Annotated in this window: 21 protein-coding genes; 14 read left to right on the top strand and 7 right to left on the bottom strand. The window is 70.8% G+C overall.

The features are described 5' to 3' along the window. Positions 1-4: 4 nt before the first annotated feature. The 4 genes from R2S09_RS14395 to R2S09_RS14380 all read left to right on the top strand — a co-directional run bounded on the left by R2S09_RS14395 (position 5) and on the right by R2S09_RS14380 (position 1,936). Positions 5-610, top strand: coding sequence for a TetR/AcrR family transcriptional regulator (locus tag R2S09_RS14395; RefSeq protein WP_306189647.1), 606 nt, complete (start codon positions 5-7; stop codon positions 608-610). After that, entirely contained in the window at positions 607-972 is a 366-nt protein-coding gene (locus R2S09_RS14390) for a DoxX family protein (protein ID WP_316741375.1), read from the top strand. The genes R2S09_RS14395 and R2S09_RS14390 overlap by 4 nt, the downstream gene beginning before the upstream one ends. A gap of 102 nt (positions 973-1,074) precedes the next feature. Further along, entirely contained in the window at positions 1,075-1,626 is a 552-nt protein-coding gene (locus R2S09_RS14385) for a DinB family protein (protein ID WP_306189748.1), read from the top strand. Between the two features lie 55 nt (positions 1,627-1,681). Next, positions 1,682-1,936, top strand: coding sequence for a hypothetical protein (locus R2S09_RS14380; protein ID WP_306189646.1), 255 nt, complete (start codon positions 1,682-1,684; stop codon positions 1,934-1,936). 20 nt (positions 1,937-1,956) lie between these two features. Here the strand turns inward: R2S09_RS14380 and R2S09_RS14375 are convergent, their stop codons facing one another. Beyond that, positions 1,957-2,379 (bottom strand): VOC family protein, encoded by a 423-nt coding sequence (locus R2S09_RS14375; RefSeq protein WP_306189645.1) that lies wholly within the window; start codon positions 2,377-2,379, stop codon positions 1,957-1,959. 135 nt (positions 2,380-2,514) lie between these two features. Next, positions 2,515-2,928 carry a MerR family transcriptional regulator gene (locus R2S09_RS14370; RefSeq protein WP_316741374.1) on the bottom strand — a complete coding sequence of 138 codons (414 nt, stop codon included), beginning with the start codon at positions 2,926-2,928 and terminating at the stop codon, positions 2,515-2,517. Between the two features lie 60 nt (positions 2,929-2,988). Here R2S09_RS14370 and R2S09_RS14365 point away from each other — a divergent pair, with 60 nt between their 5' ends. The 3 genes from R2S09_RS14365 (at position 2,989) to R2S09_RS14355 (ending at position 5,245) form a co-directional block, all read left to right on the top strand. After that, positions 2,989-3,891, top strand: a complete 903-nt coding sequence (locus R2S09_RS14365) for an NAD(P)-binding domain-containing protein (RefSeq protein ID WP_316741373.1) — start codon at positions 2,989-2,991, stop codon at positions 3,889-3,891. Between the two features lie 141 nt (positions 3,892-4,032). After that, positions 4,033-4,713, top strand: coding sequence for a metalloregulator ArsR/SmtB family transcription factor (locus tag R2S09_RS14360; RefSeq protein WP_306189642.1), 681 nt, complete (start codon positions 4,033-4,035; stop codon positions 4,711-4,713). Between the two features lie 31 nt (positions 4,714-4,744). Then, positions 4,745-5,245: a DUF3291 domain-containing protein gene (locus R2S09_RS14355; protein WP_306189641.1), complete on the top strand. Its 501-nt coding sequence runs from the start codon at positions 4,745-4,747 to the stop codon at positions 5,243-5,245. Positions 5,246-5,378: 133 nt separating this feature from the next. Here the strand turns inward: R2S09_RS14355 and R2S09_RS14350 are convergent, their stop codons facing one another. Then, a complete protein-coding gene (locus tag R2S09_RS14350; RefSeq protein WP_306189640.1) occupies positions 5,379-5,744 on the bottom strand; it encodes a DUF4440 domain-containing protein in 366 nt (121 codons plus the stop codon). Between the two features lie 149 nt (positions 5,745-5,893). Between R2S09_RS14350 and R2S09_RS14345 the strand changes: the two genes are divergently transcribed. From R2S09_RS14345 to R2S09_RS14335, 3 genes are all read left to right on the top strand, one after another. Next, positions 5,894-6,268, top strand: a complete 375-nt coding sequence (locus R2S09_RS14345; protein WP_306189639.1) for a VOC family protein — start codon at positions 5,894-5,896, stop codon at positions 6,266-6,268. 239 nt (positions 6,269-6,507) lie between these two features. Next, complete coding sequence (locus tag R2S09_RS14340; RefSeq protein ID WP_306189638.1) at positions 6,508-7,137, top strand: hypothetical protein; 630 nt, start codon at positions 6,508-6,510, stop codon at positions 7,135-7,137. 170 nt (positions 7,138-7,307) lie between these two features. Next, positions 7,308-7,766 carry an SRPBCC family protein gene (locus tag R2S09_RS14335; RefSeq protein WP_306189637.1) on the top strand — a complete coding sequence of 153 codons (459 nt, stop codon included), beginning with the start codon at positions 7,308-7,310 and terminating at the stop codon, positions 7,764-7,766. Positions 7,767-7,850: 84 nt separating this feature from the next. Here the strand turns inward: R2S09_RS14335 and R2S09_RS14330 are convergent, their stop codons facing one another. Beyond that, on the bottom strand, positions 7,851-8,441 hold the full coding sequence (locus tag R2S09_RS14330) for a TetR/AcrR family transcriptional regulator (protein ID WP_306189636.1): 591 nt from the start codon (positions 8,439-8,441) through the stop codon (positions 7,851-7,853). Between the two features lie 279 nt (positions 8,442-8,720). On the opposite strand from R2S09_RS14330, the gene R2S09_RS14325 reads away from it, so the two are divergent. Both R2S09_RS14325 and R2S09_RS14320 read left to right on the top strand, forming a co-directional pair. Beyond that, the gene (locus R2S09_RS14325) at positions 8,721-9,662 is read left to right on the top strand and encodes an alpha/beta fold hydrolase (protein WP_306189635.1); all 942 of its coding nucleotides are present in this window, start codon (positions 8,721-8,723) and stop codon (positions 9,660-9,662) included. 65 nt (positions 9,663-9,727) lie between these two features. After that, positions 9,728-10,345, top strand: a complete 618-nt coding sequence (locus R2S09_RS14320; protein ID WP_306189634.1) for a GNAT family N-acetyltransferase — start codon at positions 9,728-9,730, stop codon at positions 10,343-10,345. 186 nt (positions 10,346-10,531) lie between these two features. On the opposite strand, the gene R2S09_RS14315 is transcribed toward R2S09_RS14320, so the two are convergent. Continuing rightward, positions 10,532-11,011, bottom strand: coding sequence for a carboxymuconolactone decarboxylase family protein (locus R2S09_RS14315; RefSeq protein WP_306189633.1), 480 nt, complete (start codon positions 11,009-11,011; stop codon positions 10,532-10,534). A gap of 197 nt (positions 11,012-11,208) precedes the next feature. Here R2S09_RS14315 and R2S09_RS14310 point away from each other — a divergent pair, with 197 nt between their 5' ends. Continuing rightward, entirely contained in the window at positions 11,209-12,144 is a 936-nt protein-coding gene (locus R2S09_RS14310) for an RNA polymerase sigma-70 factor (RefSeq protein WP_306189632.1), read from the top strand. A 69-nt stretch (positions 12,145-12,213) separates the two neighbouring features. On the opposite strand, the gene R2S09_RS14305 is transcribed toward R2S09_RS14310, so the two are convergent. Next, a complete protein-coding gene (locus R2S09_RS14305; RefSeq protein ID WP_316741372.1) occupies positions 12,214-12,882 on the bottom strand; it encodes a DUF4097 family beta strand repeat-containing protein in 669 nt (222 codons plus the stop codon). A 226-nt stretch (positions 12,883-13,108) separates the two neighbouring features. Here R2S09_RS14305 and R2S09_RS14300 point away from each other — a divergent pair, with 226 nt between their 5' ends. Continuing rightward, positions 13,109-13,873, top strand: a complete 765-nt coding sequence (locus tag R2S09_RS14300) for a helix-turn-helix domain-containing protein (RefSeq protein WP_316741371.1) — start codon at positions 13,109-13,111, stop codon at positions 13,871-13,873. Between the two features lie 344 nt (positions 13,874-14,217). Here R2S09_RS14300 and R2S09_RS14295 read toward each other — a convergent pair whose 3' ends face one another. Continuing rightward, positions 14,218-14,418 (bottom strand): cold-shock protein, encoded by a 201-nt coding sequence (locus R2S09_RS14295; protein ID WP_306189629.1) that lies wholly within the window; start codon positions 14,416-14,418, stop codon positions 14,218-14,220. Positions 14,419-14,528 lie beyond the last annotated feature (110 nt).

Raw genomic sequence — 14,528 nt, 5'->3', positions numbered from 1 at the left:
TGGCGTGATCTCGCGCAGAGAGCAGCGGGAAGCTACCCGCGAGCGGGTTCTGGGTGTGGCGGAACGCCTGTTCGCCGCCCGGGGGTTCGAGTCCACCACCGTCCGGGAGATCGCCGCGGACGCCGGCGTGAGCGTGGGCACCGTGATGGCGGTCGGCGACAAGGCGGCGATCCTGGTCGAACTGTTCGACCGGCGCATCTCCGCCCTGCACCGGGCTCGAGAGGAGCGGGGCGAACCGCGCCCGACGGCCCCTGCCCCCGGCACTCTCGTCGAGGAGATTCTCGCCCTGTTCGCGCCGTTCGTCGATCTCTTCACCAGCGATCTCGATCTGGCCCGTCACTACGCGGCGACGCTCGTCACCGGTAAACACCGGGCGGGCGTCTTCGACGAACTCGCCGCGGTGCTGCGGCGCGAGATCGGCGACGTCCTCGCCCGCGCCGGATTCGCGCCCGAGGCCGCGGCGCGGGGCGCGAGCGCGATCCATCTCGCCTACCTCGGCACGCTCTTCGTCGCTGCCGGCACCGGCGGGGCCGATGTGAGCGGACCGATCGAGGACTTGGTCCGCGTCGTGGAGTTCATCACCGAGAGTCAAGGAAGTGAGCGGCGATGACCATGATCCCGGGACCTTGGTGGCCGCAGGCCGTCCTCGCCGGAGTCGTCGCCGTGGACGCTGTGATGTCCATCCGCCCGCCGGCCTTCATCCGTGCCTGCCTGAACGGGGTCGAGTTCCCCGAGGACTGGTGGTGGACGCTCATCGTGATCAAGTTCCTCGCGGCCGCGGGCCTGATCACGGGCATCTACGTGGCAGGGATCGGCGTGGCCGCCAACGTGGGCGTCGTCTGCTACTTCCTCGCAGCGGCCTACGCGCACATCCGGGCACGCTTCCTCAAGTCCGAGTTCTGGCTCAACTGCCTTGGCCTGCTCGCACTCTCGGCGTTCGCCCTCATGGTGTCCTACGCCCCCGGCCTGTGAGCGCCGGCGCGATGTCCCCTGTCCAGACGGTCGGGCGCTCGTGCCCAGTGCCACGCCCACGGCTGGTTCCGGGCGAGGGCACCTGGAGCCCATGATGCGGGCATGAAGATTCCCGACCGACGGATCGAACTGTTCACCGGCACCGGCAGCGAGGACCGGTTCAGCGGCCCCGCGACCGGCGACGAGCGGAGCATGCTCGCGGCTGTGCTGGACGCACAACGCGCGACCTTGAAGCTGAAGTGCTCCGGAGTGGGACCGGAGTTGGCTCAGCGGTCCGTGGCTCCGTCCTCGCTCTCGCTGCTGGGACTCGTCCGGCACCTCGCCGACGTGGAACGCCGCTGGTTCCGGGCCGTGCTGGCCGGACACGACGTCGAACTGCGGTTCTCCTCCACGGACGTCCCCGAGGGCGACTTCGACGGCGCCGTCCCCGACCCCGAGGTCGTCGCGGCGTCCTGGGCGGCCTGGCACGCCGAAGTCGCCTTCGCGGAGGCGTTCGTCGCCGAGGCTCCGCACCTCGGCATCGAGGGCCACGACGCCTGGCGGGGCACGGTCTCCCTGCGCTGGGTCCTCATCCACATGATCGAGGAGTACGCCCGTCACAACGGACACGCCGACCTGCTCCGGGAACGCGTCGACGGAGCGGTCGGGGTGTGACCGCCTCGTCCCCGCCAGATCCTGCTGCGAGGCGAAGGTGCCCTGGGCGAGGGCCGTGAGCGGCCCGACCGGATCCACCGCGCACGCGCTGATCGGCGTGCTCGTCGCGCTCGTCGTGCTCGTCTCCGCAGTCTCCAGGGCCATACGGCTGACCCGGCCGGCCTTGGCAACGACCGCGGAGGAGTCCGTCACCTCCGGAGTCGTCCCGTACGCGCGGGCCCATGCCGCCCGCGCCGTCCCGCTCAGCGCGGTGATGCCGGTGCTCCTCGCCGCGGGCTCCTGCATCCGGTGTCGGCCCGGTGGCTGCTGACCCACCGACCGGGCCCGTCCCTACTCGGTGCCGGAGCGCAACTCCCGGATGCGGACCAGGTTGCCCGCCGGATCACGGAACGCGCAGTCGCGCACGCCGTACGGCTGGAGCATCGGCTCCTGGACCACCTCGGCGTCGGAGGCCTGCACCTTGTCGAAGGTGGCGTCGAGGTCCCGGGTGGCGAGCAGGATCCACCCGTAGGTGCCCTTGGCCATCATCTCCAGGATGGTGCCGCGCTCCGCCTCGGTGATCCCCGGGTCGGCGGCCGCGGGCGCCAGCAGGATGGACGTCTCCGGCTGAGAGACGGGGCCGACCGTGATCCAGCGCGCCTTGCCGTGCCCTACGTCGCTGCGGACCTCGAAGCCGAGGATGTCGCGGTAGAAGGCCAGGGCGGCGTCCGGGTCGTCGTGCGGCAGGGAACTCGTATGAATCGTCAGGTCCATGGCCGTCACGGTAGCCGCAATCCCCTTGCGGGACTTCTCGATTCCTGATCCCGTCGGCCGGAGACGCGGCGGCGGTCTCACGCCGTCAAGAGCGCACTTCCGGGTGTTGATCGGTGTGGTCGGCGGAGGGGGCGGTCACGTCGCCCCGACCGGCTCGGTCGGATACGTACGCCTGTGACGGGCAGGGGGATTCGGAGCGTTCAGCGGGCGTCCGACGAGGGAGTCGAGGATGTCGCGTGCGGCGATCAGGTCGTCGATCGCCGCGTCGATCCGCCGGCGCTCGTTCGCCAGTCCGTCGATGAGTTCCGGGCACCGTCCCGACAGCACCACGGTGTCGTCGATGGTGCAGGGGAGGATCTCCGCGACGGCGGATGTGCCGAGTCCGGCGGAGAGCAGGATCTGGATGCGCCGTACGACGGTGACGCTGTGTTCGTCGTACTCGCGGTATCCGTTCGGCAGGCGCGTGGGAGCGAGCAGCCCTTGTTCTTCGTAGTAGCGCAGCGAGCGCCGGCTCACGCCGGTGCGCCGTGACAGTTCACCGATCCTCATGAGAGGGAGTCCAGCAGCGACTTGACCTTCTCGTCAATGTGAAGGTTTAGCGTGCGAGGCATGACCTCACACGTTGACGAAACCACCCGTCCGACGCCCGTGACCGTCCTCGGCCTCGGCCCGATGGGCCGCGCCCTGGCCTCCGCCTTCCTCCGAGCCCGCCATCCGGTCACCGTGTGGAACCGCACGCCCGGAAAGGCCGGAGACCTTCTCGAACGGGGCGCGGTGGCCGCCGGATCGGTGCGGGACGCGGTACAGGCCGGACACGTGGTCATAGCCTGTCTCATCGACTACGACGCGGTGCGAGCCGTGCTCGAACAGGCGCCGGCGGATTGGGGGAACCGTCGCCTGATCAACCTCACCAGCGGCGAACCGGCCCAGGCCCGCCAGATGGCCCGGTGGGCCTCCTCACGCCGCATCGACTATCTGGACGGTGCGATTCTGAGCCCGGCCCCCGCCATCGGCACTCCCGCGGCCGCCGTCCTGTTCAGCGGCGCCCGCCACGTCTACGAGGCCGTCGAGGAGACGATGGCTGCCGTGGGCGGCACCGCGATGCACCTGGGCGACGATCCCGGCCGGGCATCCGCCTACGAGGTCGCGCTCCTGGACATCTTCGCCACCTCGGTCAACGGCGTCGTCCACGCCTTCGCCCTGGCGTCGGCCGAGGGCATCGAGCCCGAACGGTTCGCCAGCTTCGCCACCGGGATCGGCGGACTTCTCCCGGAGATGATCACCCGTTTCGCCGAGCAGATCCGGACCGGCCGGTATCCCGGAGACCGGTCTACGATCGCGTCCGCGGCGTCGGGGATCACGCACATCATCAACACCGCCACCAGCCACGGCATCGACGCGGGCATGCTCACCGCGGCCAAGAGCATCCTCGACCACGCCGTCACGGAAGGCTACGGACCCCAGGGCCTGGCGCGCCTGACGACCGTCCTGGCCAAGACCGGCCGCCTTTGAAGCTGCCGCCTGGACCGGCAACGCGGCGCGCCGACGACTCCCGCCGCGCCGGTGACTGAGGAGAGTGCCACTCCGGGTGCCTGGGCCGGGGCCGGCTCCCGCCCTTCTATGTCCAACCTGTGTTGTTCCTAGAATGGCCGGGTGAAGGACATCGACGCGATCGCGGCGTTGCAGGATCCGGTGCGGCGCCGCCTGTACGAGTACGTGGCGGCACAGGGCCGCGAGGTCGGCCGCAACGAGGCCGCCGAGGCGGCCGGGGTGACGCGCACGCTCGCCGCGCACCATCTGGACAGGCTGACCGAGGCCGGGCTGCTGGAGAGCGGCAGCCGCCGGCTGACGGGGCGCTCCGGGCCGGGGGCGGGCCGCCCCGCCAAGGTGTACACGCGGGCACGGGCCGAGTTGGCGGTCTCGCTGCCCGCCCGCGACTACCGCACCGCCGCCGAACTGCTCGCCGAGGCCGCCGAGCAGGCGGGGCTGGACGCCGGGCTCTGCGCGGCCGCACGCCGGCGGGGCGAGGCACTGCGCGGCCCTGCGGCGCCCTGCGGCAGCCTCGAAGAGATCATGCAGATGCTGGCCGCCCGCGGCTACGAACCGCGCCTGGAAGGCGTCGAAGGGGCGACCGGGGCGGCCGCGCGCGTCGTCCGCATGCGCAACTGCCCCTTCCACGCCGTCGCGGAGCGCTTCCCGCCGCTCGTCTGCGGCATGAACCTCGCGCTGCTGGAGGGGCTGCTCGGCACGGACGGTCCGCTCCGGGCCCGTATGGACGCCCGACCGGGGGAGTGCTGCGTGGTGGTCGAGGACTCTAAAAACAATATCTATTGACATAGAAACCCCGGCCTGCTGGGATGACGCCATGACCGCGTCCACGCATGCCGCCCACCTCGCCGAGCTCAACATCGCCACGCTCCGCCACCCCCTCGACGACCCGCGCATGGCGCCGTTCGTCGAGATGCTCGATCCGGTCAACGCCGCCGCCGACGACGCGCCCGGCTTCGTGTGGCGCCTCGTGGAGGACGGGGCGGCCGACGCCACCGGCCTGCGCCCGGCCGGGCAGGACGTCATCGTCAACCTGTCGGTCTGGGAGACGCAGGAGGCCCTGTGGGACTTCACCTACCGCAGCGGGCACCTGGAGGTGATGCGGCGGCGCCGAGAGTGGTTCGAGCGGCACGTCGAGTCCCACCTGGTGCTCTGGTGGGTTCCCGCCGGTCACCTCCCGACCGTCGGCGAGGCCCTGGAGCGGCTGGCGGATCTGCGGGCGCACGGTCCGTCCCCGCGCGCGTTCACCTTCGCCTCTTCCTGCACCGCCGCCGAGGCCGCCCGGCACCTTCGAGCCGACGCCGCCGGCGCAGCCTGATCCGGCCGTCCGGTACGCCCGGCCGGCTCCGGCCGGGGTGCCTTCCGGGTGCGCCTGGCCGAATGCGCCGGGTCCGTCCGGGACTTCTGCGCCTGTCTGGGCACGTGTCGGCCCGATACGACCCCGACTCGGCTCAGCCGGTCAACGTCCCCTGGTGGAAGTACATCCGCCAGCCCGCCTCCGTCAGACGCCACAAAGAACTCCGCCATGCCCGACGGCCCTGGTTGTCGGCGAAGTAGGTCAGGTGAACGATGCCTGGAGCGAGGACCACTCCCGACATGTCGCTGACCTTGACCGGAGAATCGGGGGACACCGAACCACCGCTCGTCACCGTGAGGATGGACTCCGCGTCCCAGCGGCGCCCGGAGGCGCCGATCTCGGTGAACTCCGGATCCAGAAGTTCCAGTACACGGGCCGGCGAAGCCCGCACCTCGGGGTCGAGCAGCCGCATCTCCCCATCGATGGCCGCTTGAACGGCCCGCTCACTCTCATCCGTCATGCGGAAACCCTACGGACCCGTCGTCTTCGCAGGGGACGCCCGGCGAGGCCTTTCGGCGGTCCGGCGTACTGCCGCGCATGCCCGCCGCGCAGGCGGGTACGACCGTACGAGGTGTCGCGGAAGCGGCCGAAGAGCGAGGAGTGTCGGAAGTGATTCGAAAGCTGCAGGCGGTCGCGCTGGACTGCGCCGATCCGGCACGGCTGGCGCAGTTCTACGCGGATCTGCTCGGCGGCCGTGTGGTCCCGAACCCGGAGGATCCCGACTGGATCGAGGTGCACGGGTTCGAGGGGACGCCGCTGGCCTGCCAGCGGGTGGACGGCTACCAGCCGCCCGAATGGCCCGGCCAGCAGCGCCCGCAACAACTCCACCTGGACTTCGACGTGGACGACCTCGACGGGGAGGAGAAGCGGGCGCTCGCCCTCGGGGCGACGGTGCTGGAGCGGACGGATCAGCTCCGCCGGGAGGCCAACTGGCGGGTCTACGCGGACCCGGCCGGCCATCCGTTCTGCCTCTGCTTCCACTGAGTCCACCGAGACGAACCTCACGCCCGCGGAGGCGGCGTGGCCGCGGCGCCGTCCGGCCGGTGGCCGGGCGTTGCCGCCCTGCGCCGCGAGGGAGCGGACATGGTCCGCCGAGAGCCAGGCTCTTTCCGGATTCGGCCGCTGGGGTGGTGGCCTCGTCCATGAGGGGCGGGTCTGTTCGCGCGCCGACGATGGATCGATGACGATGAGCTCAAGGATCCCTCATCCAGGAGGACGACCTGATGCTGTCGCTTCGTCGTGGCCGCCCCCGCCGTCTGCGACCTCTCGCCGTGGCCTCGGCGGCCCTGACCTGTTCCCTCGCGGCCGGCGTGCTGACGGGGTGCGGCGGCGGTGGTGGTAACGGCTCGACGGGCAGCGGAACTCCCAGCACACCGAACACGGCGTCGTTCAGCGGTTCGCCGCCGTCGGCGCTGGCCTCCTCCGCCTCCTCCGCCGCCGCTTCCGCCCGTGCTTCGGCCTCGGCGGCCGCCTCCTCGGCATCGGCGCGGGCTTCCGAGTTCGAGGCGTCGGTGTCAGCCGAGAGCGCCCGTAGGGAGACGACGGCGGAGAAGAAGCTCAAGGGCGTCGAGGGACGAGGAAACGCGCTCTCCGAGGTCGGCATGTCGGGCATGCCCAAGGCCCAGACGGGTGGCGTGCTCGCCGTCCTGGTCAACATCACCAACAAGACGGACCGCAAGGCGTCCTACGCCGTGCAGATCGACTTCGAGGACAGCAACCATCACGTCGTCGAGACCAGGTACACCGGCGCCGAGAACCTCGAACCGGGTCAGAAGCAACAACCCATCGTCTTCAGCCGCCAGCCACCGGAGCGGAAACTGACACCTCGTCTGGCCAAGGCCCAGCGCTACTGAGTGGTCCAGGCTTCACCGGCTTCCAGGACACAAGCCGTTGATCACGAGTGTCGGAGTGCGGGCACGGCCGTGGTGCCGGCGCCCGAGGCGACCAGGCGGTCCTCGAGCCGAGCGACGAAGGGCCCGGCGTGGGATCGTTGTGCCACCGCGTCGCGTCGAGGGGGTCCGGGGTGCCGTCCGTCGAGCTGAAGCACATGTTCCAGATCGCAGCGCCGCCGGAGGAGGTCTTCACGCACCTGGCCGAACCGTCGCACTACATCGGCCTGTCGCCGCTCCTCGTCGACGTCCGCGACGTGCGCCGCAGCGGCAGGACCGTGCACTACACGGCCGTGGAGCGCTTCCGGCTTCTGGGCATCCTGCGGCACGACAACGTCATCGACGTCACGCTCGTCCCCGACCCGGACGGCCTCCCGCGCTCCGCGGAGATCTTCGGCGAGGTCCGCAGCCCAGGCCGGGTCCGCATGAGCTACCGCTTCGTCATCGACCGCCACGACGCCGGCAGCGTCGTCACCGACACCTTGCACCTGCGCACGCCCCCGGGTCTGCTGCGCTTCGCCGCCTCCCGGGCGGGAGCGGTCCAGCAGGCCCGCGCCCGTGTACTGGCGGTCCGCCTGGGGCGGCCGGCCTGACGGTCTCACGGGTGATCGGCCGCTTCGTGCGGCCAGGTCGACGGCCCCTCAGCAGCCGTCCGAGCGCCCGGTACACGTGGGTGGTCAGCGCGGCCGGCGTAGTCCTGCGACGAGGAGTGCGACCACTCGGCGCGCGTCGTAGCGGGGGTCGCTGTCGGCGCCGATGCAGAGGTTTCCGATGCCGCGCATGAGGTGGTAGGCGTCGATGCCGGAGCGGATCTCGCCGGAGGCGGCAGCGGCGTCGAGGAGCTGGGTGCACACCGGCAGGAGGCGGTCGAGGAAGTAGGCGTGCAGCGTCTCGAAACCGGCGTTGTCGGTCTGCAGTGCGGTCGCGAGGCCGTGCTTGGTGGTGAGGAAGTCGATGAAGAGGTCGACCCATCGTTCGAGGGCGGCCTGAGGGGTGGGGCCGGCCGTCAGCAAGGTGGGCCCGGCCTCGGCGCAGGCGTCGACCTGGTGGCGGTAGACGGCGATGACGAGGTCGGCCCGGGTGGGGAAGTGGCGGTAGATCGTCCCCATGCCGACGCCGGCCTTGGCCGCGATGTCACGTACCGGCGCCTCCACGCCCGAGGTGGCGAAGACCGCGGCGGCCGCGTCCAGGAGGGTCTGCTGGTTGCGCCGGGCGTCCTTGCGCTTGGGTCCGGACGCGCTTTTCGGGCTCTGGCCGCTGTCGTTCACGGCGACGTTCCTTCCGTGCGGCTTGCGAAGCGGAACACTGCTCCGTATTGTTTGCGGAGCGAGGTTCCGTTTCGTTCATGATGGCAGACCGATGGGCCGGCGACCAAGCCGTCCACCGGCGTCATCCCCCACCCGGAAGCCGCGCGGTCGCCCGGCCCCTCGATGTCGATGTGGCCGCGCGCAACGTTCCTCGCTCACCGCTCGGCCCGGCCTTCGGCGCCACCGACCGCCGGACCTGCGAACCATGAGTGCGATGGAAACCCTACGGAAGGTACGTCCATGCCCGACTCGAACACCGCGCAGGCCCCGAAGAGCCCCGGTGCCCCCGCCATGGTGATATCCGCGAAGCCGGTCGTCCTGCCCGCCCCGGGCCGCGGTGAGGACCTCCAGGTCCGCGTATCGGCCCCCGCGATCGGCGACGATCTGCCCGTCATCGTCTTCTCGCACGGCTTCGGCTGGTCGATGAACGGCTACGCGCCGCTGGCGGACTTCTGGGCGGCTCACGGCTTCGTGGTCCTGCAGCCCACCCATCTCGACTCCAGGACGCTCGGCCTGCCCGCCGACGACCCCCGTACGCCCAGGATCTGGCGGTTCCGGGTCGAGGACCTCAAGCGCGTGCTGGACGGACTGGACGTTCTGGAAGCCTGCGTACCGGGCCTGAGCGGGCGGCTCGACCGCGGCCGTACGGCGGTGGCCGGCCACTCCTGGGGAGCCCAGACGGCGAGCATGCTGCTGGGCGCGCGTGTCCTCGGCCCCGACGGCCTTCCCGGGGAGGACATGTCCGACCCCCGTGTGAAGGCGGGTGTACTGCTCGCCCTGACCGGCCTGGGCGACGACCTGACACCGTTCGCCGCGCAGAACTTCCCCTTCATGAAACCGTCCTTCGACGCCATGACCCCGCCGGCTCTGATCGTGGCCGGCGACAACGACCAGTCCCATCTGTCCACTCGCGGGCCGGACTGGTTCACCGACCCCTACACCTACAGTCCGGGAAACAAGAGCCTGCTCACGCTGTTCGGGGCGGAGCACTCCCTCGGAGGCATTCCCGGGTACGAGGTCGCCGAGACGACGGACGAGAGTCCCGCGCGCGTCGCTCTGATCCAGCGGCTCACGTCGGCGTTCCTGCGCAGCGCCCTGTATCCCGAGGACACCGCCTGGCAGGCGGCGGCCGCCGCACTGGAGGACGACCCCCGCCCGTTGGGGAAGCTGCAGAACAAGTAGGCGGGCTCCCGCCGTGTGCCGGATGACCGCAGGACGGCGGCCGGGTGGCCGGACACAATGCGGCCATGGTTGATCACCTTCGCGGTGCCCCGCACCCCGACTTCCTCGACAAGCCCACACTGACCGGGGAACGGGTGCTTCTCCGTCCGGTCACCGTGGACGACGTGCCCGCACTGATGCCGATGTTCCGGGACGCGGAGGCATCGAGGCTGACCGGCAGCCATGACGAGGGCGAGCCCGACGAGGCGCGGATACGTACCTGGTACGACACTCGCCGGGACCAGAAGGACCGGCTGGACCTTGCCGTGGTCGAGCGGGCGACGGGGAACGTCGTCGGCGAGGCGGTTCTCAACGACTGGAACCCGGGCAACGAAAGCTGCGGCTTCCGCATCTGCCTGGTGCCCGGGGCCCATGGGCGCGGTCTGGGAACGGAGGCGACCCGGCTGATCGTCGGATACGGCTTCGAGCGGCTGGGGCTGCACCGCATCTCGCCGGAGGTCTACGCCTTCAACCCGCGGGCTCGACGCGTCTACGAGAAGGTGGGCTTCGTCCCTGAGGGCGTTCTGCGCGATGCGCTGCTCTGGGAGGGCGAGCGGGTGGACGCGGCCGTGATGTCGATTCTCGCGCCGGAGTGGTCGCAGCACCGGGGGCGGGCGGAGGCAACCGGCCATGTGCCGGCCTGACCGTGCCGTTCGTATCCGACCACGATGCCGGCCCTCGCCGGGGAGGGACGTCGACGCGAGTTCTCGGCCCTGACGCGGCAGGAGCCGGCCGCGCACGCTCACAGGGGCCGCGCGACGACCCCATCCGGCCGGCAGTCCCGGCGCGGGACCGGACGATCCCGTGCCGGGCGGGCCTTCGTCCGCCGGTCAGCTCGCCGGACCGTCGAACATGCCGGGCTCGTACGAACCCCCCGGGTGGTGCACGATCACGTTCATCCGGGTGGCCGCGTTGATCAGGGAGACCAGGCAGACCAGCGCACCGACCTGGTCGTCGTCGTAGTGCTTGCGCACCTCGGCCCAGGTCTCGTCGGAGACGCCGTTCTCGCCGAGCCGGGTGCCCTCCTCGGCGAGCGCCAGCGCGGCCCGCTCGGCCTCGGTGAACACGGTGCTGTGGCGCCAGGCGGCGACCAGGTTGAGCCGCAGCGCGGTCTCACCGGCGGCCGCCGCCTCCTTGGTGTGGATGTCGACGCAGAAACCGCAGCCGTTGATCTGGCCGACGCGCAGCTGAACCAGCTCCCGCAGGGTCTTCGGCAGCGTCGACTGCTCCAGGACCGACGAGACGTTGTAGAACCGCTTGGCGACCTTCGCGGCGGTCGGGCTGTCGAACAGGTTGAAACGAGGTTCCATGACTTCTTCCTCACTCGGACACGGTGCCTGCCGTGCGGATCGTCCGCACGGCGTCGTGACGGGCATTCAGATGCCGCCGCCCCGATTCCTGTGACACCGGGGCCGTGTGACGAGCGCCACGTGCACGGGTGTCACAAAGTCATGGGAACCGGCGTCTTGTGTACGTCACGGTCGACGGCGAAGGGGAGGAGCCGGCCATGGCCGAGCGGAGCGAACGAACCAGCGGCACGGCCGGGCCGCTCCCTCCAGGTACCCGCATCGACGGTGCCACCGAGGCGTTCCTCGCCCACCGCGGCCTGCTGTTCACCGTGGCCTACGAGATGCTCGGCTCGGCCGCCGACGCGGAGGACGTGCTGCAGGAGACCTGGATGCGATGGGCGGGCGTCGCCTTCGACACCGTGCAGGACCAGCGTGCCTACCTGGTCCGGATCACCACCCGCCAGGCGCTGAGCAGGCTGCGTACGCTGCGCCGGCGCAAGGAGTCCTACGTCGGCCCCTGGCTGCCCGAGCCGCTGCTCACCACGCCCGACGTGGCCGAGGACATCGAGTTGGCCGACAGCGTCTCGATGGCGATGCTGCTGGTGCTGGAGACGCTCACACCGACCGAGCGCGCGGTCTTCGTCCTGCGCGAGGTGTTCGATGTGGAGTACGGCGAGATCGCGGAAGCCGTCGACAAGAGCCAGGCCGCGGTCCGCCAGATCGCGCACCGGGCGCGGACACACGTGGCGGCGCGCCGGCCGCGCGAGGTCGTCTCTCCGGCCGAGACCCGAGAAGCCCTCGAGGCGTTTCAGCAGGCGATCGAGACGGGCGATCTGCAGAGCCTGCTCGACATCCTCGCGCCGGACGTCGTCCTCCTGGGCGACGGTGGCGGAGTCGTACAGGCCGTGCCCGCCCCCGTCGTAGGGGCACGCCGCGTGGCCGAACTGGCCGCGGGGCTCGGCCGGTTCGGCTCCGCGGCGTCGCTGCGGCCGGCACAGGTCAATGGCTACCCGGCGCTGATTCTCCGGCTCGACGGCGAGATCGACACCGTCGTGGCGGTGCACGTCGACGACGGCCTCATCGCCGGGCTCTACGCCGTGCGCAACCCCGTGAAGCTGTCACGCGTCGAACAGGCGACCACCCTGTGCCGCTAGAAGGCACGACATGGGAAGTGCACAGCCCGTTCGACGCGACGGCGGGGTCGGTCCTGGGGGGCCTGCCCGTCACAGGCTGCCGGCGTCGATGTTGCCGTAGCCGGTGGTGGCGTGGATGCGCAGGTCGGCGACACCGTCGCTGTTCCTGAGCGCGTTGTGGATCCGGCCGTAGCCGGTGCCGGCGTCCAGGGACGCGGACACTCCGGCCGCGGCGCCGACCGAGACGTCGCCCATCTGGGTGCTCAGCACGACCGCGCCGCGCAGGGCCTCGGTGATGCGGATGTCGCCCTGGCCGGTGCTGATCTCGGCGGGGCCGCCCAGGCGGCCGACCGACACGTCGCCGCCGGACGTGGTGACGCGGACGCTCGCGGCCTCGTCGACCTTGACTGCGCCCTGCGCGCCCTCGAAGGCGACGTCGCCGAACCGTCCCACGCCCCGGAGTTCGGAGCAGGACGACTTCACCGCGACCCGGGAACCGGCGGGCAGCTGGACGGTGACCTCGACGGATCCAGAGGGGCCGAAGTACTGGTTCTTCGCCGGCGGGACCTGGATCCGCAGGACGCCGTCGCCGTAGGCGACCTCGGTCTGCTCCGCCGCCTTCACGTCCCGGCCCTTCGAGGCGTTCGCGGGCAGGACCTCGACGGTGGTGTCGGCCCGGTCGGCGGCGATGAACTGCACACGCCCGGCGGGGATGTCCACGACGGCGGAGACCGGGGCGGGGGTGTCGAACTTCTGCATCGTGCTCTCCTTCTGCGCTGGTCATTTCTGACATCGCAAACGCTACGTTGCATTCCATGGTTGGGCAACGAGCTTGTTGCTTCCGTCTGGCGTAAATGCAGGTGAAGAGCGAAGAATCGTTGCAACGAATCTGTTTTTAATGCAACGTCAGCTACCTCATCCGTTGCGTTGGGTGGACAGTGAACGCTATGTTGGGCCCATCGAGGAAGCGTGAAGGGAGACGGTGATGCCGGGAGGCAGACTCACCCAGCAGGAACGCCAGCAGATCGCGCTGGGGGTGGCCGACGGGCTCGCCTACGCGGAGATCGCCAGGCGTCTGGGCCGGCCCACCTCGACGATCACGCGTGAGGTGATGCGCAACGGCGGCCCCACCGCCTACCGTGCCGACCTGGCCCACCGCGCCACCGAACGCCGCGCGCACCGGCGCAGGCAGGCCGTCCCACGCGGCCCGCGGATGCCCGAGCAGGCCCACGGTCGCGACGCCGAGGCGGTGCGCGAGTACGAGGAGGTGTTCACCACCCTCCTGATGCAACAGGGCCTGCCCAAGATGATGGCCCGGGTGCTGACCTGCCTGTTCACCACCGACGCGGGCAGTCTGACCGCGTCCGAACTCGTCCAGCGCCTCCAGGTCAGCCCGGCCTCCGTCTCCAAGGCGATCGCGTTCCTCGAGAGCCAGGGCCTCATCCGCCGGGAACGCGACGAACGCCGCCGTGAGCGTTACCTCGTCGACGACGATGTCTGGTACCAGTCGATGATCGCCGCGGCCCGGGCCAACGCCCAGCTCGCCCAGACCGCGCGGCAGGGTGTCGGCATCCTCGGCCCCGAGACCCCGGCGGCCGTCCGGCTGGAGAACATCGCCCGCTTCGTCGACTTCGTCGGCGAGAGCATCGCCCGCGCCGCCGAGCAGGCCCGCGAGATCCTCCACATGAAACCCGAGGCGACCTCCGGCGGCACGGCCACGCCACGTCCGGACCACGGACAGCCGGCCTGACGGCCGGTCCCTCACGACCAATGGCCCGTCCTCGTCGGGGACTTCGCGCGGAGTCCTCCGGGCGAGCCGAGGTCAGGAGCGCTGGCTCCGTGGGACGTCCTTGACGAAGACGACCACGTCGGTTTCCGCCAGGTGTGCCGGGTCGAGCGGGGCGTAGCCGAACCAGGGGGACTGAGGCGTACCTCCGCGAGCGCGGATGAGATGCCGGCCGTCAGCCGAGGGACATGCCGAGGGCCGGCGAAGAACATGCCGAGGCCCAGCGAGGACATGCCGAGGGCCGGCGCCTTGCGGCACCGGCCCTCGGGTTCAGCAGCGGGTGTGCGGCAGGTCTCGCCCGCCGGACCTCAGATGGCGCGAACGCGTGCGGCCTGCGGGCCCTTGGGGCCCTGAACGACCTCGAACTCCACGCGCTGGTTCTCCTCGAGGCTACGGAAGCCGTGGCCCTCGATCTCGGAGTAGTGCACGAAGACGTCCGGTCCCTCGGCCTGGGCGATGAAGCCGAAGCCCTTCTCCGCGTTGAACCACTTGACGGTTCCCTGAGTCATTTTGTTGCTCCTTGCAGGGGCTGCGTACGGAACCCGCACCGTGCGGTGTCCCGGGCCGGCCTGGACGCTACTTCTCCAGTTCCCTGAAGGAAGGCGGCGCCCGCGACGTC

Origin of the sequence: Streptomyces sp. MK7, from assembly GCF_032658145.1 — a bacterium.
In the GTDB taxonomy this organism is placed as follows: Bacteria; Actinomycetota; Actinomycetes; order Streptomycetales; family Streptomycetaceae; genus Streptomyces; species Streptomyces spiralis.
Note: the sequence above shows the minus strand (reverse complement) of the source record. Positions and strands in the feature narration are given on the sequence as shown.